The 22,866-nt window shown below is 71.5% G+C and carries 18 protein-coding genes; 9 read left to right on the plus strand and 9 right to left on the minus strand.

Going from position 1 to position 22,866, the window contains the following annotated elements; translation table 11 throughout:
- Positions 1 to 104: 104 nt before the first annotated feature.
- Complete coding sequence (locus OG349_RS07185) at positions 105 to 1,337, minus strand: SAV2148 family HEPN domain-containing protein (RefSeq protein ID WP_161309942.1); 1,233 nt, start codon at positions 1,335 to 1,337, stop codon at positions 105 to 107.
- 364 nt (positions 1,338 to 1,701) lie between these two features.
- On the opposite strand from OG349_RS07185, the gene glgX reads away from it, so the two are divergent.
- The 3 genes from glgX (at position 1,702) to treY (ending at position 7,268) form a co-directional block, all read left to right on the plus strand.
- Entirely contained in the window at positions 1,702 to 3,822 is a 2,121-nt protein-coding gene (gene glgX, locus OG349_RS07190) for a glycogen debranching protein GlgX (RefSeq protein WP_327233803.1), read from the plus strand.
- Positions 3,823 to 3,911: 89 nt separating this feature from the next.
- Positions 3,912 to 4,706: a GNAT family N-acetyltransferase gene (locus tag OG349_RS07195; RefSeq protein ID WP_327233804.1), complete on the plus strand. Its 795-nt coding sequence runs from the start codon at positions 3,912 to 3,914 to the stop codon at positions 4,704 to 4,706.
- A 114-nt stretch (positions 4,707 to 4,820) separates the two neighbouring features.
- A complete protein-coding gene (treY, locus tag OG349_RS07200) occupies positions 4,821 to 7,268 on the plus strand; it encodes a malto-oligosyltrehalose synthase (protein ID WP_327233805.1) in 2,448 nt (815 codons plus the stop codon).
- 16 nt (positions 7,269 to 7,284) lie between these two features.
- Here treY and OG349_RS07205 read toward each other — a convergent pair.
- Positions 7,285 to 8,132, minus strand: a protein-coding gene (locus OG349_RS07205; protein WP_442806354.1) for an IS5 family transposase whose coding sequence is annotated in 2 segments (ribosomal slippage) — positions 7,285 to 7,782 and positions 7,785 to 8,132 — 846 coding nt in all. Because the reading frame shifts where the segments join, the coding sequence is not laid out codon by codon here.
- Between the two features lie 107 nt (positions 8,133 to 8,239).
- On the minus strand, positions 8,240 to 9,370 hold the full coding sequence (locus tag OG349_RS07210) for a cytochrome P450 (RefSeq protein ID WP_327233806.1): 1,131 nt from the start codon (positions 9,368 to 9,370) through the stop codon (positions 8,240 to 8,242).
- 323 nt (positions 9,371 to 9,693) lie between these two features.
- Between OG349_RS07210 and OG349_RS07215 the strand changes: the two genes are divergently transcribed.
- Both OG349_RS07215 and OG349_RS07220 read left to right on the plus strand, forming a co-directional pair.
- On the plus strand, positions 9,694 to 10,272 hold the full coding sequence (locus OG349_RS07215) for a hypothetical protein (RefSeq protein ID WP_327233807.1): 579 nt from the start codon (positions 9,694 to 9,696) through the stop codon (positions 10,270 to 10,272).
- Complete coding sequence (locus OG349_RS07220) at positions 10,269 to 13,151, plus strand: M48 family metalloprotease (RefSeq protein ID WP_327233808.1); 2,883 nt, start codon at positions 10,269 to 10,271, stop codon at positions 13,149 to 13,151. Before OG349_RS07215 ends, OG349_RS07220 begins: the two co-directional genes overlap by 4 nt.
- 131 nt (positions 13,152 to 13,282) lie before the next feature.
- On the opposite strand, the gene OG349_RS07225 is transcribed toward OG349_RS07220, so the two are convergent.
- A complete protein-coding gene (locus OG349_RS07225; protein ID WP_327233809.1) occupies positions 13,283 to 13,846 on the minus strand; it encodes a DUF1707 and FHA domain-containing protein in 564 nt (187 codons plus the stop codon).
- A 229-nt stretch (positions 13,847 to 14,075) separates the two neighbouring features.
- On the opposite strand from OG349_RS07225, the gene treZ reads away from it, so the two are divergent.
- Entirely contained in the window at positions 14,076 to 15,827 is a 1,752-nt protein-coding gene (treZ, locus tag OG349_RS07230; RefSeq protein ID WP_327233810.1) for a malto-oligosyltrehalose trehalohydrolase, read from the plus strand.
- Positions 15,828 to 15,845: 18 nt separating this feature from the next.
- Here treZ and OG349_RS07235 read toward each other — a convergent pair whose 3' ends face one another.
- A complete protein-coding gene (locus OG349_RS07235; RefSeq protein ID WP_327233811.1) occupies positions 15,846 to 16,436 on the minus strand; it encodes an ATP-binding protein in 591 nt (196 codons plus the stop codon).
- Positions 16,430 to 16,750, minus strand: coding sequence for a recombinase family protein (locus OG349_RS07240; protein ID WP_327233812.1), 321 nt, complete (start codon positions 16,748 to 16,750; stop codon positions 16,430 to 16,432). Before OG349_RS07240 ends, OG349_RS07235 begins: the two co-directional genes overlap by 7 nt.
- Before the next feature lie 224 nt (positions 16,751 to 16,974).
- Between OG349_RS07240 and OG349_RS07245 the strand changes: the two genes are divergently transcribed.
- Entirely contained in the window at positions 16,975 to 17,859 is an 885-nt protein-coding gene (locus OG349_RS07245; RefSeq protein WP_327238484.1) for a helix-turn-helix domain-containing protein, read from the plus strand.
- Entirely contained in the window at positions 17,856 to 18,068 is a 213-nt protein-coding gene (locus OG349_RS07250) for a DUF397 domain-containing protein (protein ID WP_327233813.1), read from the plus strand. The genes OG349_RS07245 and OG349_RS07250 overlap by 4 nt, the downstream gene beginning before the upstream one ends.
- A 59-nt stretch (positions 18,069 to 18,127) precedes the next feature.
- Here OG349_RS07250 and OG349_RS07255 read toward each other — a convergent pair whose 3' ends face one another.
- The 3 genes from OG349_RS07255 to OG349_RS07265 all read right to left on the minus strand — a co-directional run bounded on the left by OG349_RS07255 (position 18,128) and on the right by OG349_RS07265 (position 21,637).
- Positions 18,128 to 19,267, minus strand: a complete 1,140-nt coding sequence (locus tag OG349_RS07255) for an aminopeptidase P family protein (RefSeq protein ID WP_327233814.1) — start codon at positions 19,265 to 19,267, stop codon at positions 18,128 to 18,130.
- A 383-nt stretch (positions 19,268 to 19,650) separates the two neighbouring features.
- Positions 19,651 to 20,496, minus strand: coding sequence for a ricin-type beta-trefoil lectin domain protein (locus OG349_RS07260; RefSeq protein ID WP_327233815.1), 846 nt, complete (start codon positions 20,494 to 20,496; stop codon positions 19,651 to 19,653).
- A gap of 271 nt (positions 20,497 to 20,767) precedes the next feature.
- The gene (locus tag OG349_RS07265; protein WP_327233816.1) at positions 20,768 to 21,637 is read right to left on the minus strand and encodes a helix-turn-helix transcriptional regulator; all 870 of its coding nucleotides are present in this window, start codon (positions 21,635 to 21,637) and stop codon (positions 20,768 to 20,770) included.
- 147 nt (positions 21,638 to 21,784) lie between these two features.
- Here OG349_RS07265 and OG349_RS07270 point away from each other — a divergent pair, with 147 nt between their 5' ends.
- Positions 21,785 to 22,627, plus strand: coding sequence for an SDR family oxidoreductase (locus OG349_RS07270; RefSeq protein ID WP_327233817.1), 843 nt, complete (start codon positions 21,785 to 21,787; stop codon positions 22,625 to 22,627).
- Positions 22,628 to 22,866 lie beyond the last annotated feature (239 nt).

Genomic DNA, 22,866 nt, shown 5'->3' on the forward strand with positions numbered 1-22,866 from the left:
CCATGTCGGCGCTTCCCCCGTCGAACCACCACCCTGCCACCCGCCACTGACAACGCATCGGGCACCAGGGGCCCCAAGGGTCTGTCCGGCGGGGTCCGCGCGGCTCAGGACACCGGGCGCGAGTCTGCCCAGACCGACTCGAACTCCTCGCGGTACGTCTGGAAGAGGCCGTGTTCCTGCTCCTGGCCCGCGCGTACCACCTCGCGGCCGCCGCCCCGCAGGACCAGGACCGGGGCCTCCATGCCGCGGGCGCGGCGCAGGTACGACTGGACCACGGCGAGGCCGTCGGGGCCGTCGCCGTCCACCAGGTAGGCGGTGAAGCGCGGGGTCTCGTCGAAGACGTGGATCTCGAAGGCGCCCGGGTCGCGGAGCTTGGAGCGCACCCGCCGCATGTGCAGGATGTTCATCTCGACCGTGCGGCTCAGCTCGCCCTTCCGCAGGCCCAGTTCGCGCTCGCGCCGCTTGACCGCGCTGCTCGCCGGGTTGAGGAAGACCAGCCGTATCCGGCAGCCCGACTCGGCGAGCCGGATCAGCCGGCGCCCGGAGAAGTTCTGCACCAGCAGGTTCAGGCCTATCCCGATGGCGTCGACGCGCCGGGCCCCGCCGAACAGGTCCTCCGCCGGGATCTGGCGCTGGAGCCGTACCCGGTCGGGATGGACGGAGACCACGTCCGCGTACCGGTCGCCGACCAGGTCCTCCACCGCGTCGACCCGCAGCCGCGCCGTCGAGGGGATCCCGGCGCCCCCGCCCAGGATCTCCAGCAGCCGGGCCGAGGCCCGCTCCGCCTGCGCGAGGACCGTCTCGGAGAGCGCCCGGTTGCGCGAGACGACGTTCCGCGCGACCTCCAGCTCGTCCAGGGCCAGTTCCACGTCACGCCGGTCGTCGAAGTACGGCTCGAAGCAGGGCCAGTGCTGGACCATCAGCTCCCGCAGCTGCGGGAGCGTGAGGAAGCTCAGGACGTTGTCGTCGGCCGGGTCCAGGAGATATCCCTTGCGCCGCGACACCTCCCGTACGGCCACCGCCCGCTGCACCCACTCCTGCCCGGCGGGCCCCGCGGCGGCCACCACCCACTCCTCGCCGTGCACCGGTTCGTAGATGGGCCTCAGCACCGCGGCTACGACGGAGCGCAGCCGCTGCTCGACCAGGTTCAGCCAGATGTAGGCGCGCCCCGCCCGCTGTGCGCGGGTGCGGACCTCACTCCAGGCCTCCGCGCCCCAGTCCAGCTCCGCCCCGATCTCCATCGGTCTCGCCAGGGAGACCGCCCCGGGCGGGATGTCGCCGGACTCCCCCTCGTGACTCGCGTCACCGGGGGGTAGCTCCAGGCCTCCCGAGCTCACCCGCGCACCGCCTTCATCTCCCCTTCAACGATCAAGGAAGGTTACTCCGCCGACGGGAGCCGGTGCAGCCCGATGGACAGGCCGGTTTGCCAACTCCCTTGATCAGGTGGGCCGTTCCCGTCGGCAAGATCTGACGGAGTGAGATGATTCATAGGCATTGCGCCCGGTGCGCACCTCCCCCGTCACCGTCCCGGCGGGACGGCGACGCCCGGGAACCGGGGTCCGCGATCCGGGCGACGGTGCGGAACGCCACGTTGACTCGGGCAAGAATCCACCCGGTTCCTAGGTGGTAACGCGACTTTCGGGGAAGATCTGTCTTCAAGTGACCCGCAGCACCCGGATCAGAAATGGAAGAGTTGTATCTATGCAGGTCTGGCCGGGACAGACGTATCCCCTCGGCGCCACGTACGACGGCGCCGGCACCAACTTCGCGGTCTACTCCGAGGCCGCCGACCGGATCGAGTTGTGCCTGCTGCACGACGACGGTTCAGAAACGGCGGTGGAACTGCGCGAGAGCGACGCCTTCGTCCGGCACGCCTACCTGCCGGGCATCATGCCCGGACAGCGGTACGGCTTCCGGGTGCACGGACCGTACGAACCGGAGCGGGGGCAGCGCTGCAACTCCGCCAAGCTGCTCCTCGACCCGTACGCCCGTGCGATCAGCGGAGCCGTCGAGTGGGACGAGTCGGTGTACGGCTACCACTTCGGGAAGCCCGACTCGCGCAACGACATGGACTCCGCGCCCCACACGATGACCTCCGTCGTCGTCAACCCGTACTTCGACTGGGGCGACGACCGGCTCCCGAGGACCGAGTACCACAAGACGGTCCTGTACGAGGCCCACGTCAAGGGCCTCACCATGCTCCACCCGGAGCTGCCCGAGGAACTGCGCGGCACGTACGCGGGGCTGGCCCACCCGGCGGTGATCGAGCACCTGACGGAACTGGGCGTGACGGCGCTGGAGCTGATGCCGGTCCACCAGTTCGTCAACGACCACCGTCTTGTGGACGCCGGTCTCGCGAACTACTGGGGCTACAACACGATCGGCTTCTTCGCCCCGCACAACACGTACGCCTCCTGGGGCGACCGGGGCGAACAGGTCCTGGAGTTCAAGCAGGCGGTCAAGGCACTGCACCAGGCGGGCATCGAGGTCATCCTCGACGTCGTCTACAACCACACGGCGGAGGGCAACCACCTCGGCCCGACGCTCTCCTTCAGGGGCCTGGACAACGCGCAGTACTACCGGCTCTCCGAGGACCAGCGCTACTACACGGACACCACGGGGACCGGGAACTCCCTGCTGATGCGCAGTCCGCACGTGCTCCAGCTGATCATGGACTCGCTGCGGTACTGGGTGACCGAGATGCACGTCGACGGGTTCCGCTTCGACCTGGCGGCGACCCTTGCCCGCCAGTTCCACGAGGTGGACCGGCTGTCGTCGTTCTTCGACCTGGTGCAGCAGGACCCGGTGGTGAGCCAGGTGAAGCTGATCGCCGAGCCCTGGGACGTCGGCGAGGGCGGCTACCAGGTGGGGAACTTCCCGCCGCTGTGGACGGAGTGGAACGGCAAGTACCGCGACACCGTACGGGACCTGTGGCGGGGCGAGCCGAGGACGCTGGCGGAGTTCGCCGGCCGGCTCACCGGTTCGTCCGACCTCTACCAGGACGACGGGCGCCGGCCGCTGGCCTCCATCAACTTCACCACCTGCCACGACGGCTTCACCCTGCACGACATGGTGTCGTACAACGACAAGCACAACGAGGCCAACGGTGAGGACAACCGGGACGGCGAGAGCCACAACCGGTCCTGGAACTGCGGGGTGGAGGGCGAGACCGACGATCCGGAGATCATCGAGCTGCGCAACCGCCAGATGCGCAATTTCATCGCGACGCTGATGCTGTCGCAGGGCGTGCCGATGCTGAGCCACGGTGACGAGTTCTCGCGGACGCAGGGCGGCAACAACAACGCGTACTGCCAGGACAACGAGGTCTCCTGGGTCCGCTGGCCGGAGCCGGGCGCGGAGACCGACCGTACGATGCTCGAATTCACCCGGGCCATGGTGTGGCTGCGGCGCGACCATCCGGTCTTCCGGCGGCGGCGCTTCTTCCACGGCCGTCCGGTGGAGGGCACGCACGACGACCTGTCCGACATCTCGTGGTTCACGCCGGAGGGCGGCGAGATGACGCAGGAGGACTGGCAGGCGGCCCACGCCAAGGCCATGACGGTCTTCCTGAACGGGCACGCGATCTCGGAGCCGGGGCCGCGCGGTGAGCGGATCTCGGACGACTCGTTCCTGCTGATGTTCAACGCGAGCGCGGAGGAGCTGGAGTTCGTGGTTCCGGTGAACCACGGGCGGCAGTGGCAGGTCATGGTCGACACGGGCCGGCCGGAGGGAGTGCCTCCGGGGCAGGGCGAGAAGGTCGACGGCGGTGAGCGGATCACGATGATCGGCCGCAGCCTGACGGTCCTGAAGCGCCCGGCGTGACGGTCCTGGAACACCCGGAGTGACGCCGGGCGGGGCGGTGGGGGCTTAATGCGGTTGCCCCCGCCGCCTCGCGGTGTTCTCGTGACCGGATGGATCACGAAGAGGTACTGACTCTGTTCGACCGGCGCATGCGCCGGGACGCCGCGTCCGACAACTCCGGCACGGTCGTCGAGCGCACCGGCGGGGTCGGGCACACCGGCGCGGTGGTACGGCAGAGCGGCGGCCCGCACGACTGGAACGGCATCCTCTGGTCGGACCTGGACGAGGAGTCGGCTCCGGCGGCCGTCGCCGCGCAGGTGGCGCACTTCACCGCGCTCGGCCGCGAGTTCGAGTGGAAGCACTACAGCCACGACCGGCCGGCCGCCCTCCCGGACCTTCTCCTGGCGGCCGGTTTTGTCCCCGAGCCCGCCGAGGCCCTGATGGTCGCGGAAGCGGCGGCACTGACGGCCCCGGCCGAGCTGCCCGAAGGCGTACGGCTCGTCCCCGTGACGGACGCCGCCGGGGTGGAACTGATGGCGGCCGTCCACGAGCAGGCGTTCGGCTCGGACGGCGGATGGCTCAGGCAGCGGCTCCTCGCCCAGCTCACCGAGACCCCCGACGAGGTGGTCGCCGTGGTCGCGATGGCGGGGGACGTACCGGTGAGCGCGGCACGCATGGAGCTGCCGCCCGGCAAGGAGTTCGCCGGGCTCTGGGGCGGCGGTACGGCCGAGGCGTGGCGCGGAAAGGGCATCTACCGGGCGCTGGTGGCCCACCGGGCCCGGATCGCCGCCGCGCGCGGCTACCCCTACCTCCAGGTCGACGCCTCCGACGACAGCCGCCCGATCCTCCACCGGTTGGGATTCGTACAGCTGAGCATCACCACGCCGTACGTCCACAAGCCGTAGGCTCTACGGCGGCCGGGTGATCGCGGAGACCCCACCGGGCCCGTCGTCCGGCCGTACGCATGAGCCGGTGACGGTGATGACACAGAAGCCCAGAACCGGGGTACGTACGATCGTATGACGCCCACCGCGACCTACCGGCTCCAGCTCCAGCCGGACTTCCCCTTCTCGGCGGCGGCCAAAGCCGTGCCCTACCTCGCCGCGCTCGGCGTCTCGCACCTGCACCTCTCGCCGGTGCTGGAGGCCGTTCCCGGCTCGGCGCACGGCTACGACGTCGTCGACCACTCGACCGTACGCGCGGAGCTGGGCGGTGAGGACGGCCTGCGGCGGCTGGCCGGCCGGGCCCACGAGTACGGCCTCGGGATCGTACTCGACATCGTCCCCAACCACATGGCCACCGCGCCCCGGCACAACAAGGCCCTGTGGGAGGTGCTGCGCGAGGGCCGCGACTCGCCGTACGCCCGCTGGTTCGACATCGACTGGGACGCCGGTGACGGCAAGGTGCTGCTGCCCGTCCTGCCGGGCCCGGTCGGCGACGAGCTGGCCGCGGGCGAGCTGCGCGTCGAGGACGGGCAGCTGTGCCACGGCGAGCAGCGCTTCCCGCTGGCGGCGGGCACCGAGGGGCTGCCGCTGCCCGAGCTGCTGGACCGTCAGCACTACCGGCTCGCGTGGTGGCGGCTGGCCCGTACGGAACTCAACTACCGGCGGTTCTTCACCATCTCCGAGCTGATCGGGGTACGGGTCGAGGACCCGGAGGTGTTCGACGCGACCCACGCGAAGATCCTGGAGCTGGTACGGGACGGCGTCGTGGACGGGCTGCGGATCGACCACCCGGACGGGCTCGCCGACCCGGAGGAGTACCTGCGCCGGCTGGACGAGGCGACGGGGGGCGACTGCTGGACGGTCGTGGAGAAGATCCTCACCGGCGAGGAGCCGCTCCCCGCGAGCTGGCCCGTCGCCGGGACCACCGGCTACGACGCGCTGCACCGGATCGACGGGGTCTTCACCGACCCGGTGGGCGCGCGGGCGCTGGAGGACCTGTACCGCACGGTGGCCGCGCCGGCCGGGGACCGGGGCGGGTACTGGGAAGGGACGGTGCGCCGGGCCGCGTACAAGGTGGTCATCCATGAACTGGCCGCCGAGACCGCGTTCCTCGGCCGGGCGGCGGAACGAATCTGCGCCGCCGATCCCGCCCTGCGGGACCACGCTCCGTGGGCGCTGCGCACGGCGATCCGCGAGCTGCTCGTCCGGGTGCCGGTCTACCGCCCGTACACGACGGCGGGCGGCCCGAGCCCCGACGCCGCGGAGGCGGCGGTCTCCGACGAGGCGGTACGGCAGGTGAAGGCGGCCTTCGTGGTGCCGAGGGAGTCGTCGGCGGTGGACGTGGTACGGGAGCTGGCGCTCGGCCGGCTCGGTACGGGCCCCGACCACGTGGCGTTCTGCGCGCGCTTCGCCCAGACGTCGTCGGCGCTGCGCGCCAAGTCCGTGGAGGACACGGCGTTCTACCGCTATGTGCCGCTGATCTCGGCGAACGAGGTGGGCGGCGATCCGGGCGATCCGGCGGTGAGCCCGGAGCGGTTCCACGCGTACTGCGCCCGGCTGGCGCGGGACTGGCCGACGACCGGGACCGTACTGACCACGCACGACACGAAGCGCAGCGCGGACGTACGGGCCGGGATCGCGGTCCTGTCCGAGTGCCCGGAGCGGTGGGGCGACCTGCTGGAGCGGGTGACGGGGGTGGCGGCGCCGGATCCGCAGATGGCGTGGCAGGCGTGGCAGACGGCGGTGGGGTTCACGCCGGCGGGCGAGATCCTGGAGGAGGGCGACGGGGCCCGGCGGGGCTTCGGCACCGATCCGGAGACGGCGGCGGCCGGGGACGTGGAGGCGGCGGAGGCGTCCTGGCCGGACGGCTCGCGGATGGTTCCCGCGCTGCTCAAGTCCGTACGGGAGGCCGGGCTGCACACCAACTGGACGGAGGGCGACCCGCTGTACGAGCGCGCGGTGACGGACTTCGTGGAGGCGGGGCCGGCCGGTCCGGCGCGGCGGACGGTCGCGGCGTTCACGCGCACGCTCGGCCCGTACGTACGGGCGAGCGCGCTGGGCGCGGCGCTGGTGCACCTGACGATGCCGGGCGTCCCCGACCTGTACCAGGGCACGGAGCGGGAGTACGTGGCCCTGGTGGACCCGGACAACCGGGCGCCGTTCAGGACCGGGCCGCCCGACGAGAAGACGGTGGTCACGACGGCGGCCCTGGGGCTGCGCCGGGAGCGCCCGGAGGTCTTCGGCGCGTCGGGGACGTACGTCCCCCTGGAGGCGAGCGGCCGGGCCGCCGGTCACTGCCTGGCGTTCTGCCGCTCGGGCGAGGTGGTCACGGCGGTGACCCGGCTCCCGCTGCGGCTGGCGGAGGCGGGCGGCTGGTCCGACACGGAACTGGTCCTGCCACCCGGCCGCTGGTCGGACGCGCTGGCGTCCCCGGCGCGGGAGTTCGAAGGCGGCGTACCGGTGCTCGTGTCGGAACTGTTCGCGGACCGTCCGGTGGCGCTGCTGAGGACGGTGCGGTCCTAGGGGTCGTCTTCAAAGGTCATATCCAGAGGAAGATGGAGGCGATGGTGACGGTGGCTTGGTAGGACTCGCGGGTTTTGTCGTAGCGGGTGGCCAGGCCGCGCCATTGCTTGAGTCGGTTGAAGCATCGTTCGACGACGTTGCGGAGCCGGTAGACCCTCCTGTCGAATGTGGGTGGGCGGCCGCCGCGTGAGCCTTTGCGCAGGCGGCCTGTGGCCTGGTCGATGCGTTCGGGGATGGTGTGCCCGATACCGCGTCTGCGCAGGTAGGCGCGGATCTTGCGAGAGCTGTAGCCCTTGTCGGCGATGACGTGGTCGGGTCGGGTGCGGGGACGTCCCGGGCCGGTGCGCGGAACACGGATGGCGTCCAGGACGTCTTCGAAGCGGGTGCAGTCGTTGGTGTTGCCGCCGGTCAGGACGAAGGCGAGGGGCCGGCCGTGTCCGTCGCAGGCCAGGTGGACCTTGGTGCTCAGTCCTCCACGGGATCGGCCGAGGGCGTGATCACCCGCTTCGTCCCGGTCGGCAGCCCCCTTTTCCCACCGGTCGCGTGCTGGTGGGCCCGCACGATCGTGGAGTCCACCGACACCAGCCAGTCGATGTCACCCGCCGCGTCCCTCTCCGCCTGGATCGCCTTCAGCATGCGGGAGAAGGTTCCGTCCAGCGCCCACCTGCGGAAACGCGTGTACAAGGTCTGCCAGGAACCGTAACGCTCCGGCACGTCCCGCCAGGCCGAACCGGTCCGCAGCTTCCACACGATCCCGTTCAGCACCACCCGGTCATCCGACCGGGGCCGACCAGCCGTCCCCGAACTCGGCAACAACCGCGACAACACAGCCCACTCAACATCCGACAACTCATGACGACGCACCACACCCGCCATAATCCCGCATCGCACAAACAGCTTTGAAGACGACCCCTAGGGCGTGTCCGTAAGTGGCGCCGTTCGCCAGCAGGGCGTGGACCGCGGCGTCCGGCCTACAGACGAACGGCTCCCTTCGCGGACACGCGCTCGCCGCCGGGGCTGACGAGCAGGGTCCGTGGGGCCCTGACGATCAGTCCGGCCGGGACGGGCCTGAAGCCGTCCGCCCAGCGCAGTGCGGGCATCGCCGCCAGCAGGGCCCGCAGGCCGTGTTCCGCCTCCAGGCCCGCGAGCAGTACGGCGGGGCAGGAGCCGGTGCCGAAGGTGAGCTGGCCGGGGTCGGTCCGTGCCAGGTCGAAGCGGTCGGGGTCCCGGAAACGGTCGGGGTCCCGGCCGGCCGCCCCGATGAGGCAGGCGACCTGGGCGCCGGCCGGGAGGGTGCCGCCGGTCACCTCGACCTCGGCGGAGGTACGCCGCAGCACGACCTGCACCGGCGGGTCGCGCCGCAGGGACTCGGCCCAGGCCTGCGGGATCAGGGCGGGCCGTTCGCGCAGGAGCGCGCACAGGCCGGGCTCCCCCAGCACGTTGGCGAGGAACGAGGCGAGGGCCGTCTCGCGGACGGCGGTACGGGAGGCGCAGGGTCCCGCCGGAGCGGTCTCGGCGCGGCGCCGTACAAGACGGGACAGGTCGCGGCCGTCCCGGCAGGCGCCGCCGACGGCGGTCGCGAGCGCCCCGGCGGGCAGCCACCGGCAGAACTCCTCCACGAGGTCGGCCCGCCCCCGCCCGGCGATGCGCCGCGCGAGCACGTACGCGGTGCGCTCGACGACCTCCCCGAGCCCGCGCTCCGGCAGTACGGGATGGGCGGCGCAGTCCGGGTCGCCGGGCCGGTGCCCCTGGGTGAAGCGGGGGTCGGTGAGCGCGAGGGAGACGTCGTCGTACCGGCTGACGAGCCAGACCCCGAGGACGGGCTCGTAGGCGAGGGGGGAACGCTCGCGGAGGGTGCGGTAGAAGGGGTACGGGTCGGGCACGGCTCCCCGCAGCAACACCCGGGGCACGCGGGGCGCCCCACCGACGGTCCGCGCCCCGGAGGCGCCGCCCCCGCCTGAACCCCCACCAGGACCCCCGCCGGGCAGCGCGGCACGCGAGGCCCCCGCGCACTCGGCCGCGACGCCCCCGGACGACACCTTCCCGGCGGCCGGATCCACCCCGGTCGTCGCGCTCACGCTGGCGGACGGGTCGACCGGCATGTGGGCTCCCTGACCGGGCGGGCGCGCCTGCGGACGGGCGCGGTCACCCCCCAGCCGACCACCGTCCACGCCCAGGCGCAGTCGGCGCGGGGCCGTACGGGTGGTGTACGGGGCCGGTCGGCGGTACGGGGAGGGTGCACGGACCGACCACCGCCACGGCGAGGAGCGGTGCCGTACAACACCCTCGTCACATGACCGGCCCGGACCTGTATCGGCGCCCGGATTCCGCTCCACAACAGGCGTCCGGCATGCTGAGATGGCTGAACACGCTTGACTCTCGGGGGAGTTGGACAAGGTTGAAGCCGTCGTGCCGAGTACGTGACGTGGTACGTGATGTGGTGGCCGAGCGCGCGGCGCACGAGCTGCCGCTCGTCGACGGGCTGCGGGAGCTGAGCGACGAGCGGGTCGTCCGGGTCCTCTCCGGCGGGGGCCGTCGCAGAGAAGCGCTGGGGTTCGGTTACGCCGAGGCGGCCACGATGATCACCCCGGTGGTGTGGCTGGTCCTCGACCAGGTGGCCCGCCGGGGCGTCGACGCGGCCACCGACAGTGCCGTACGGAGAAGCCGGTGGGGGCTGCGCAGGCTCCTGCGCGGGGGCTCCGCCGAGGAGCCCCGTACCCTCACCGAGCTGGACCGCGCCCAACTGGCCGCCGTACGGGCCCGTGTGGTGGAGCGGGCGACCGCGCAGGGGATCTCCGGCGAGCAGGCCGAGGCGCTGGCGGACAGTGTGGTGGCGCGGCTGGCGACGGGCGACCCGGCGCCGGACGCACCGGACGCACCGGGCTCGTCCGCCCCGGCGGTCCCGCCGACCACCCCGGCCCCGCAGATCGCCCCGGACGCATCCGTACCGCCGACCGCACCACCCACTCCCCCACCGCCCGGCGCACCCACCACCCCGCGGTGAATACCGCCACCGACCACCCCGTGGAACCCACCGGTCCCGGCGGCGGAGCCGATACCGGAGAGCCCGGGGCCGGCCCCACAGGCGGCGGGCGCACCGAGACGGGCCTCCGCTTCGCGCTGCTGATGACGGTCGTGACGGCGGCCGGCATCACCATGCTCAACAACGCGCTGGCGCCCACTCCCGACGACACCCCGGGGGACTCCCTCGGCTGCATGCTCGCCTCCGGGATCGACCCCGACGGGAAGAACCTCACCAACATCCTGGTCGGCGCGGCCCGCCCCGAAGCGCTGGAGGAGTGCCTGTCCGGCGTACCGGAGGTGGAGTACTGGAAGGGCATGGTCGCGACGCTGTTCCTGCTCGCCGTCGCCGCGCTCGTGTTCTGGTGGCTGCCGCGCCGGCGCGAGCGGTGGCACCGGACGCTGCCGATCGCGACCGTCGACCGGGACGGCGGGCTGGCCGCCGAACTGGCCGAGCTGCGCGAGACCGCCGGGATCGACCCGCGTGTACGGTTCCGTGTCGATCCGGCGCGGACCACCGCGGGCGCCGTCGTCTACGGACGCGCCGGGTTGTACACCGTATGCCTGCACAACGGTCTGCTCGTCAGGCGCGGCACGGACCCCGAGGGCTTCCGGGCCGTCGTCCTCCACGAACTCGCCCACCTGCGCAACAGGGACGTGGACTTCGCGTGGTCCAGCACGGCGCTGTGGCGCGTCTTCGTCCTCCTCGCGCTGCTTCCCTTCCTCTTCTCCACCGGCCGGATCCTCGTCACCGGCCTGTCGGGCAGGAGCAGTTCGCCGTTCTGGCCCGGCGCCGCGTCGATGCTCACGTACTCCTTGCTGAACGGGCTCCTACTGGTCGCGCTGGTCCACCTGACCCGTGCCGACCTCCTGCGCCGACGCGAACTGCACGCCGACGCCCAGGCGGTCGCGTGGGGCGCCCTGCCCGCGGGATGGGACCAGCCGGAGGGGCCACGCCGTACGTCCCTCCTGAGAGCCCGACTCAGGCGCGCCGGCCAACTGCTGCGGACGCATCCGGGGTGGGCCGAGCGCAGGGCCGCGCTCGCCGACCCGGGCCGGCTGTCCACCGTGGGCGCGCCCCAGATGTTCCTCACCGGTGTCGCCGGATCCCTGCTGGTCAACGCACTCGGAGTGATCCCCCGGCCGGCCGGGCTCGGCGGCAACGCCTTGCTGACGGCCGCGCTCGTCGCGCCGGTGCTCTGGCTCGTCCTGAGGCGTTCGGTCCTGCGCTCGACGCGTACGGAGTCGGGCCTGCGGGCGGGCCTGTGGCTCGGATGCGGGCTGCTGGTGGGCGAGTTGACGAACGGCAACACCAGCGGCAACGAGTGGCTGACCGCGGAACCCGAGTACGTGCTCGCGCTCCCCCTCGTCGGAGCCGTCCCCGCCGTGTGGTCGGCGCAGAGCAGCCGGCTGGAGGCCGTCCTGCGCGGGCGGTGGCCCCGCGGGCTCGCCGCACTGCTGAACGGCCTGGTGACGCTGGTCCTGCTGTGGGGAGGACTCGGGTGGTGGCGGGCCTCGGGCAGGCTCCAGGCGATGGGCCTGACGGGCGAGTTCGACGGGTTCCGTACGTTCGTGACGCGGACGAACCCGGGCCCGTGGCAGGACTACGCCTGGGAACTGTCGGCCTCCACCGCCTCGCTCCCCACCCTCATCGAACTGAACAAGAGCGTGCCGCTCGCTGTCGCGGCGGTCCTGATGGTGCTCTTCCCGCTGTGCCTGTACGCGCGCCACCCCGGGACGGGGCTGCGTGTCCGACCCACTCTGGCGGCCGGGGCCGCGGGCGGCCTGCTGTGCTGGGCCGCCTTCGCCGTCCTCTCGTACGCGCTGCACCTCGGCCGCCCCGGCACCCTGCGGGAGCGCACGGGAGCGTTCCAGTACGTGCAGCTGTGGTGGTTGCTCCTGACGGTCACGGCCGCGTGTGCGATGACCGCCGCCTGGGTCGCGGGCTTCTCCGGGCGACACTGGCTTTTGCGGGCCCTGTTGGCCTCCCAGGTGGTCCAACTCCTCGGATACGCGGGGATCTTCCTCGCGGTCTCGGCGGACGGCTGCCTGGGCCCGATGGATGTGTACGGCTCCAACTGCCACTGGCTGCCCGCCAACGGCCGCATCATCTTGAAGCTGGCCCTTGCCCAGTCGGTCACGTCGATCACCCTCTTCTCGGCGTGCGGAGCGCTGGCGGGCGCGGGGGTGGCGTGGGTCGTACGGCGGCGGCACGGGAAGCCGCCCACCACGCCGGCCACCCCACCGGCCGTTGCCCGGTCGTGGCCCGCGCTGATGACCGGCGGCCTGGCCCTCGCCATGAGCCTGACCCTCCTGGCCGCCGTCGCCGTCGTACACGCGGAAGGCCCGGCTTCGTCGTCGGCATCGTCCGACGGGGCCCGGAAGTTCCGGGAACTGCTGGACACCCCGCCGACGGCCCGGGCGGCGAAGGTACGGGAGTGGCAGGCGCTCGCCTGGCTCACCAAGGGGGGCCTGACCCGGTTCGGGCGAATATCCGTCGCCTTCCTCGCGCTCGCGGACGCCCTGCGAAAGGCCGGCGACCAGAAGCCGAACGCCAACGGGAAGATCCGGCTGGACTCGGAGGAGTTCAGCCGTCTCTGCGCCGACCTGGCCAAGGAGGCCGGGGCCGCGCAGACGTACTTCCGCGTCCCCGACGCGGACCTCCAGAAGAAGTGGTCGAACGCACTTCACCGCCTCGACCGGTCCGGCCGGGAGTGTGTCTCCGCACTGGCGGACGACACGCCCACGAGCGACAAGAACGGCGACGACACCTTCCTGCTGTCGATCGACGACATGCCCGCCGCGGTGAAGGAACTGACGCTGGTCCTGGAGGAATTGCGTGCCAGGGCCGCGCCTTCGTGACACAGCGGCGCGGGGGGCGGGGGCGCGGGCAGGGGGCGGGCACGGAGGGGCACGGACACCGCACGGCGGCGCGGGTACGGGCTCCAGGGCGGACGAGCACCCGCTCGTCTCCCCGTACCGGCAGACGACCCTCAGCCGCGAGGCTGCTCGCCCGACGACAGGCGGAAGTCCATCCGGCCGAAGCTCACCATGTCGCCGTCGCGGACCACTGCCGTTTCCGTGACGCGGCGGCCGTTGACCGTCGTGCCGTTCGTCGAGCCGAGGTCGCGGAGGATCCACACCCCGCCCTGCATGCTCAGCTCGGCGTGGACGCGCGAGACCGTCTCGTGGCTGAGCCGCAGTCCGTTCATCGGATCGCGGCCGATCCGCAGCGGATACGGCCCCGGCTGGGGCAGCAGCAGCTTCGGCAGGCGTTCGACCTGCCACGCCCTGCGCAGCCGGATCGAGAACGCCGAGACCCGGCTGACCGTCCCGAAGAGCTTTCGCGACCACGGGCTCTCGGTCTCCAAGTCGGCTGTGAGCGCCTTCAGTTCGTCGGCGCCCCGGGCCGCGAGGACCAGATCCGTCCGGCGCAGGAACGTGTCGTGCGACAGCCGGCCCAGCGCCGCGCCTTCCCTGAGCACCGCGAGTACGCGGTCGCGCTCGGCGTCGGACAGCCGCGCGGGATACGTCTGGAACTCGAAGGAGGACGTCACCCCGTGATTGTCGGGCCGACGCCCCCGGGGTGTCCAGACGGTACCGGCGACACACCGCATCCGGCCCAGCGCTGACCTGCACCGGAGGGAACCCGCGCCCGATTCGCCGCGATCACCCGCCCTCCGGCCGTCTGTCTTGTCACCATGGGGGGACAGTAGTGGTAACGGTAGTGGTGACAGGCGGGTACAAGCAGGTACTGGCCGGTACGGCGACAAGGGGGAGCAGCCCGTGCAGTTCGAGGTGTGGGCACCGCAGGCGCAGGACCGGGTCGTCCTCCGGGTCGCGGACGACGACGTCCCGATGGAGCGCGACCCCGAGCGCGAGGACTGGTGGATCGCCCAGGCACCCGCCGCCGACGGGAGCCGTTACGGCTTCGCGCTCGACGGCGGCCCCGTCCTGCCCGACCCCCGCTCGCGCCGCCAGCCCGACGGGCCCGACGGACTGAGCGCGGTCGTGGACCAGACCGCGTACGAGTGGCGGACGGAGTGGCCCGGCGTGGCGCTGCCGGGGGCCGTCCTGTACGAGATGCACGTGGGGACGTTCACCGGCGAGGGCACCTTCGACGCGGCGGCGGACCAGCTCGCCCCGCTCGCCGAACTGGGCGTGTCCCACATCGAGTTGATGCCGGTGTGTCCGTTCCCGGGGGTCCATGGGTGGGGGTACGAAGGGGTGTCGCTGTGGGCGGTGCACGAGCCGTACGGCGGCCCCGAGGGGCTCAAGCGTTTTGTGGACGCCGCGCACGGTCTCGGCCTGGGGGTCGTCCTGGACGTGGTGCACAACCACCTCGGCCCGGCGGGCAACTACCTGCCCCAGTTCGGCCCGTACTTCACGGACACCCATCACACCCCGTGGGGCGCGGCGGTCAACCTCGACGCTCCCGGTTCCGACGAGGTCCGCGCGTACCTGCTGGAGAGTGCCCTGGCCTGGCTGCGGGACTTCCGGCTGGACGGGCTGCGCCTCGACGCGGTGCACGCGCTGGCCGACCACCGCGCGCTGACGTTCCTGGAGGAGCTGTCCACCGCCGTCGACGGGCTCTCCGGGGGCCTCGGCCGCCCGCTCTTCCTGATCGCGGAGTCCGACCTGGCGGACCCCCGCACCACCACCCCCCGTACCCAGGGCGGACTGGGCCTGCACGCGCAGTGGAACGACGACTTCCACCACGCGCTGCACACCGCCCTCACCGGTGAGGGCCAGGGCTATTACGCCGATTTCGCCCGCGCGCCGCTCGCCGCGATCGCGAAGACGCTGACGCGGGTCTTCTTCCACGACGGTACGTATTCGAGCTTCCGGGGCCGTACGCACGGCCGCCCCGTCGACGTGACGCGAACCCCGGCCCACCGCTTCCTCGGGTACGCGCAGACCCACGACCAGATCGGCAACCGCGCGCTCGGCGACCGGCTCTCCGCCACGCTCTCCCCCGGACTGCTGGCGTGCGCCGCCGCGTTGGTGCTGACGGGCCCGCACACCCCCATGCTCTTCATGGGCGAGGAGTGGGGGGCGAGCACCCCTTGGCAGTTCTTCACGGACCACCCGGACCCGGTCCTGGCCGAGGCCGTACGCAACGGCAGACGGCGGGAGTTCGGGGCGCACGGCTGGGCGGAGGAGGACATCCCCGACCCGCAGGACCCCGCCACCTGGGCCCGTTCCTGCCTGGACCGCTCGGAGCGGGACAAGGAGCCGCACGCGCGGCTGCTGGCCTGGCACCGCGACCTGATCGCCCTGCGACGCGGCCAGCCGGACCTCGCGGACCCGAACCTGGCGTCGGTGAAGGTCGCGTACGACGAGGAGGCCCGCTGGCTCGCGTACCGCCGGGGCGATCTGCGCGTCGCGGTCAACCTCTCCCCCGAGCCGGTCGAGATCCCCCTGGGCGGCGCGGGCCCGGCCCGGGTCCTGGCGGCCTGGACCCCGGTCGACCCGCCGGGCGCGGACGGCGTACTGCGACTGCCTCCGGAGTCGTGCGTGGTCCTGTCGGGCGGCTGAACCCACTCCCGGGCGGGGCTACAACCTCGCCTGGAGTCCCGCGAGCAGGAGCCGGAGGAGGTCGGGATCTGTCGTCGGCCCCGGCACGACGAGCGGCCGTTCCGACCACTGCCGCTGCCGCTGCCGCTTCGGCAGTGGCGGCGGTGGTGGCACCGGACCGACCGCCAGCTCGGCCCACACCACCTTGCCACCCGTGACGCGGTACACACCCCAGCGCTTCGCGCACCGGTGCACGAGCAGGAGGCCCCGCCCGCTCTCGTCCTCGGGGGCGGTGTCGTGCCGGAGCGCGGGCTCCTCCTCCGACACGTCCCACACCTCGATGACCACGCTGTCCGGCAGACCGATCAGCCGTACGGTGACAAGGCCGAGCCCCTTCAGCCCATCCCATGTCGGTTGCCCACCCAACACGCCTGTGGCGGCGACTGCGTTGGTCACCAACTCCGAGGTGACGAGAAACGCGTCGTCCTCAAGACAGCCCGCCTGCCACTTGGCGAGAGAAAGCCGCAGAAAGCGACGAGCCGTGGCAGCGGCCGAATTCACGGCGACCAGGGACAGTTGATCGACGAAGCACACACTCTGCGGCCGGTACGGCGGCGCCTCGCTCACCATGAGCACTCGTCCAGGCTGATGACGTCCGCGCCGGTCACGCAGAAGAGGTGCGTCAGCATGACGTCCTGTAACGACTTGTTGAGGGCCAATTCCCGGTAGGACGGGACGATCACGTGTTTCGCCTCCGCGTGCTTGACTGCCTGGACGAGTTCCGCGAAGGCGGATTGCGCCCCGGGGACGTACTCGTGGAACACCGTGGCCAGCTGAAAGCCGTTCGTCTCGGCGTAGGCGTCCAGGTCGTCCTGAGTCCGCTTCGCCTCCTCGTCGGTCATGTCGTCAGGCACCCGCATGTAGCCAAAGATCAGCGGATTCATGGCGTTTCGCTCTCCCTCGCCGTGCCGGCGATCACGTGGCGTGTTCGCGGCGGTTCCCCGGGGTGACCGAGTGAAGCATTACAGGACCCATTAATGCAAGACTTCATTTCCGTAACTCTAAAGTGCAGCATCCGAATTCTCTTTCGACATTGCGGAACAGAACTCCAGAGGCTTACATTTCGGATGCGAGAGTCATTCGAAGAGAAGGAAAGGTGGGGGTGCGTATGCCAGCGGCAAACTCAGGTTCGACCGTCCCGCGACGGCAGTTGGGGCGGCACTTACGCGATCTGCGCAACGCGGCCCGGCTGACCGTGCGGGCCGCTGCCAAGCAGTTGGAGTGGTCGGAGCCGAAGATCTGGCGCATCGAGACCGGGCAGACGTCCTTGCGCAGTCTGGACGTCGAGGCCATGTGCCGGACGTACGGCGCGGACGACCAGCTGACGCAGGGCCTGATGGGTCTGGCCAAGGAGACGAAGAACCGGGGCTGGTGGCATGCGTACGGCGATGTGATCCCCGACGGTTTCGACCTCTACATCGGCCTGGAAGAGGCGGCGGAATGGCTGTCCTGGTACGAGGCCGAGCTGATTCCCGGACTGTTCCAGACCCCGGACTACGCACGGACCGTCGTCAAGCGATCGGCCGCCGACCGCGACGAGGCCGATGTGGAAAGGCACGTTCATGTCCGCATCACGAGGCAGGCACTGCTCACCCGGGTGACAGCGCCGCCCCAGGTCGATGTGGTGCTCAACGAAGCCATCCTGCATCGCCCCGTCGGCGGCAACAAAGTCATGGCCGAGCAGCTCGAACACCTGGTTCACTTGAACGAGCTGAACAATGTGTCCATCCGCGTGGTGCCGTACAGCGCCGGCCTGCACGACGGGATCATGACAGGCCCCTTCGTCATGATGCAGTTCCCGACCTACGGCGACGGCCCGTCCACAGAGCCGCCCACGGTCTACGCGGAGGGCTTCACAGGAGCGCTGTACCTCGACAAACCCAGCGAGATCCACAGTTACGACAGAGCATTCGAATCCATCTCGGGCTCGGCACTTGACGAAGCAGGTAGCACGAGTCTCCTCAAGCAAGCAGCGAGGGAGCTGAGCACGTGAACAGTGCCGACCTGATAGGTGCGGTCTGGCGCAAGAGCAGCCGCAGCAACGCCGACCGCAACTGCGTCGAGGTCGCGTTCCTCAATGACGGGCGAGTCGCCCTGCGCGACACCAAGGACCAGGGCAACGGCCAGGCTTTCACGGTCACTTCCGGGGAGTGGGCCACGTTCACGGACAGCCTGGCGGACGCCGAATTCACCCGGCTGTAGCCCGACCGCCACGCGGCGCCGTAGGGTGCCCGGCCGGAACCACCGGCCGGGCCCCTTGCCTACTCCACCAACGCCATCTCCCTCGACGTGTTGTTGAAGCGGCGGCCGCCGTCCTCCGTCACCGTGACGATGTCCTCGATACGGACGCCGAAGCGGCCCGGGAGGTAGACGCCGGGCTCGATGGAGAAGCACATGCCGGGGACCATCGGGCGTTCCTCGCCCTCGATCATGTACGGCGGCTCGTGGGTGGTGACGCCGATGCCGTGGCCGGTGCGGTGGATGAAGTACGGGCCGTACCCCGCCGCGTCGATGACCGCGCGCGCGGCCCGGTCGACCTCCTGGCAGGCGACTCCGGGGCGTACGGCCTCGAACCCGGCCTGCTGCGCCTCGCGGACCAGTTCGTGGACGGTCCGCTCCTCGGCGGTCGGCTCGCCGACGTGGACGGTACGGGTCGTGTCGGAGCCGTAACCGTGCTTGAGGCCGCCGAAGTCGAGGACGACCATGTCACCCCGCTCGATGACGCGGGTCCCGGCCTCGTGGTGCGGGTTCGCGCCGTTGGGGCCCGAGCCGACCACCGTGAAGTCGACCTGCGAGTGGCCGTGCCGCAGGAGCAGCGCGGCCAGGTCCGCCGCCACCTCCGTCTCCCGGCGCCCGGCGAACCGTACGCCGAGGATGTCCCCGTACGCCGCGTCGGCGGCGGCGCCCGCCGCCTCCGCCCTCGCAAGCTCCCGGGCGTCCTTGACGGCGCGCAGCATGGGCAGCGCCTCGGTCAGCGCCACGTACGAGGTGCCGGGCAGGGCGTGCTGGAACGCGAGCAGGTGCATGGCCCAGGCGTTGTCACTGACGCCGAACCGTCCCGCCGGGTCGAGCAGGGGCGCCGTGAGCGCGTACGGGTCCTTGCCATCGGTCCAGTCGCGCAGGGCGAGCGCGGGCGCGCCCGGCGCGCGCTCGGCGTCCCCCGCCTCCAGGGCCGGCACGACGAGCACGGGGTCCTGCCCGGCGGCGAGAACCAGCAGCGTCAGCCGCTCGGTGTCGGCGCTGGGGCGGTAGCCGGTGAGGTACGTGAGGTCGGGCCCCGGGGCGACGAGCAGCCCCGCCAGCCCTTCACCGGCGGCCGACGCGGCGGCGCGGGCCATCCGGGCGCGGTAGTCGTCGGCGGTGAAGGGTTCGAGAGCGGGGTCTTCGGTGGGGATGGCCATGCCCTCATCCTGCCGGGCGGAGGCGCCGGGCGCGAGCCCCGGGTGGGGAGCGGGCCGGGGGGCCGGGGGGCCGGGGGAGCCTCGTCAGGTTTGTCCTGGCGGGGCTTCTGTGTGTGTGGGGGGCGGCTGGGGCCGGTGGGGTGTTCGGGTCGGGACGGTAGAGATTGCTTGGCTGGTGTCGGTACGGGGTTGAGCGAGGCATACGTGGCGGGTGGTCTGTCGGCTCAGCCGCCGTTGTGGCTCGCTTTCTGTGGTTGCTGCTACCAGGGGCGGGGGCCGGTGCCGTCCGTGGGCGAATAGGTGGGATCTCCCGGGCGACCGCCCAGGAGATCCCACTTTGCGGACACGTCCCGGGGGCACCGGGGCGGCCCCTCAGCCGTGTGTCAGCTCGGCAGCGTCCACAGCTGGTTCGCCGCGCCGAAGCAGTCCCAGATCTGGAGCCGGGTGAGGTTCGCCGAGCTGTTGCCCGTGGCGTCCAGGCACTTGCCGGACTGGGGGTTCACCACCTGCCCGTTCCCCTGCCGCTGCCACTTCTGCGCGCCGCTACCGTTGCAGGTCCACAGCTGGACCTGCGCGCCGTTCACCGTGGAGCCCGCCGAGACGTCGAGGCACTTCCCGAGAGCGCGCAGGGTGCCGTCCGCCGCGACGGTCCAGTTCTGGGCGGTGGTGCCGTTGCAGTCGTAGAGCTGTACGGCGGTGCCGTCGGCCGTACTCGCGGCGTTGACGTCCACGCACTTGCCGCCGAAGCCTCGGATCGGTCCTGTCGCCCCCGTGGGGGTCCCGCCACCGCCACCGCCACCCCCGGAGAGCACCTCCAAGGTCACGTTGAAGTGCCCCGGATCGGGCGAGATGGCACCGATCCTCTGGAACGCGCCGTCCGACAGGTCGATGCAGAAGGGCGCACCGGCCGTGGACGCGAAGGAGCCCCGGTCGTTGATCCGGACCGTCACGGAGGCGTTGTTGGCGACGTTGGTGACCTTGACCATCGTGCCGAAGGGCAGCTGCGGGTTGAGGGTCAGGGACGTGGCGGCCGTCAGGGCGTTCATGTCGAAGATCTCGCCGCTCGCGGTGAACGAGCCGGGAGGTATCTCCGCGCCGTAGTGCGTGGCCCAGCAGGTCGCGGCGGCGACGGCCGTACCAGACGCTGAGCCCGCCTTCGTGGGCGCCGCCGCTGCCGGCGCGGTGCTGGCGACGGCCGGCCCGCACACCACCAGCAGAGACACGAGCACGCCCGCGACGCGGCCGGCCGTGCGGCCAAGGCCCGTACGGCCGGGGCCGGTTCTCCCGCCACGAGTGAATCTCGGCATGCGCATGCCAATCACTACCTCTCGCCCGACTCCGGAACCGTGGGGGTGGAGTCATGTCCTGGGATACATGACACACGTGGTGCGTGCCGAGTTGATCTTGCACACATGACATGCTCACGAAACCCGCCGAGCGGCAAAGCGCTTGAGAATTCACGCATCGGTGGTCCGAACGGCACCGATATGAGCGAGGCCGTCAGTTCCTGGTGGAACGGTCCCGGTTCTGGGGTCGCTGGTCAGGCGTGATGTCCGCGGCCAGGGTGGAGAGCAGGGCCAGGGACTGTTCGGTGCCGCTGCCGGGTTCGGCGTGATAGATGACGAGAGTGAGTCCGTCGGTGCCGTTGACGGCGAACTTGTCGTAGGCGAGGTCGAGGTCGCCGACCGCGGGGTGACGCATGTGGTGGGTGCCGCCCCCCGACAGCGGGCGGACATCGTGCCGGGACCAGATACGAGCGAACGCGGGGCTCTTCACCGCGAGTTCACCGACCAGTGCCATCAGGCGCGGGTCCTCGACCTCGGGTCCGACCGTGGAGCGCAGGCCCGCGATGAGGGTTTCCACCTTCGCTTCCCAGTCCGGCAGGAGTTCGTGCATGGCGGGGTCCAGGATCGTGGCCCTCAGCAGGTTCGTACCGGGGGTGAAGACGGGCGACAGCGCCCGGGCAATGGCGTTGGAGGCCAGTATGTCCAGGTGAGGGCCCTGCACGAAGGCGGGCGTCGCCTGCCAGGAGTCGATGAGCTGGAGCAGGCTGGGGCGCACCCGCTCGGCGCGGCGCGGCGCGCGCGGCCTCACGGGGGCCGGCGTGGCGAGCCGGCGCAGGTGGGCACGGGCGTCGTCGTCCAGGTTCAGGGCCCGTGCCACCGCGTCCAGGACCTGGGCGGACGGATTCTGGTCGCGGCCCTGTTCGAGCCGGGTGTAGTACTCGGTACTGATCCCCGAAAGCATCGCGAGTTCGTCCCTGCGCAGACCGGGTACGCGGCGACGCCCGTTGTCGCGCAGGCCCACCTGCTCGGGGCGGACCTGATCGCGCCGGGCGCGGAGGAAGTCGCCGATCTGGTTTCCGGTCATGAATCCACCGTAAAGCCGATCCCCCACGGCTTGGGTGTCCCTGCTGGGGAGGGGTCTCAACAGGGGAATCGCTACCTGTCCCCGCGCGGCGAAGACTCTTCTCAGGGCGGCGAAGGGCCGCCCGGTCCACCGAAGGAGAAGATTCCCATGACTGCGCGTACCTGGTTCATCACCGGCGTCAACAGCGGCTTCGGGCGGGAGATGACCGAGCAGCTCCTGCGGCGCGGCGACCGTGTCGCGGGCACCGTACGCAAGCTGGACGCCGTCGCGGACCTGAAGGACACGTACGGAGACCGCTTCTGGGTCGCCCATCTGGACGTGACCGACACGGCGGAGATCAAGACCGTCGTGGACAAGGCGTTCGCCGAGCTCGGCACGGTCGACGTCGTGGTCAACAACGCCGGATACGGTCTGTTCGGCGCGGCCGAGGAGCTCACCGACGCCCAGATCGACCATGTCATCGCCACCAACCTGACGGGCTCCATCCACGTCACCCGCGCGGCCCTGCCGCACCTGCGCGCCCAGCAGGGGGGCCGGATCATCCAGATCTCGACCTTCGGCGGCCAGGCCGCGTTCCCGGGCGGCTCGATGTACCACGCCACGAAGTGGGCCGTCGAGGGCTTCACCGAGGCCGTGGCACATGAGGTCGCCGGCTTCGGCATCGGAGTCACCATCATCGAGCCCGGCGGTGCCCGTACCCAGTTCCGTTACGGCTCCGCCCAGCTGGGCCCGGCTCTGGACGCCTACGCCGACACCCCCGTCGCCGCGGTCCGCACCCTGCTCGCAAGCGGTACGGCCCTGTCGCCCGGCGACCCGGCCAGGATGGCCTCGGTCATCATCGCCAGCACGGAGCAGACCCCGGCCCCCCTGCGCATCGCGCTGGGCACGGACTCCTTCGGCATCATCCGCAAGTCCCTCACCGACCGCCTGGCCGCCCTGGAGGCACAGCAGGACGTGGCCGCGTCGACGGACTTCCCGGCCGGGGAGTAGTCCCCGGGCGGGCGGACACCACACGCCGTGGCCGGCGGCCTGAGACAACCGATCACCGGCAGGTGCCCGTCGTTGTTCACGGCAACCGCGCGGGGGCGGACGCGGCTGGCGCACGCACACGCGCAGAGCCGTATCGGCACCCAGGGGGGGTTGCGCCTCCCCGGGGGCCGGCTCCGGCCCCGGCGCCACCGCGACGGGCGGAACCACCCCATGAGTCATGAGTCGGGCGGGCGGCTCGA

It is taken from the genome of Streptomyces sp. NBC_01317 (assembly GCF_035961655.1).
GTDB lineage: Bacteria > Actinomycetota > Actinomycetes > Streptomycetales > Streptomycetaceae > Streptomyces.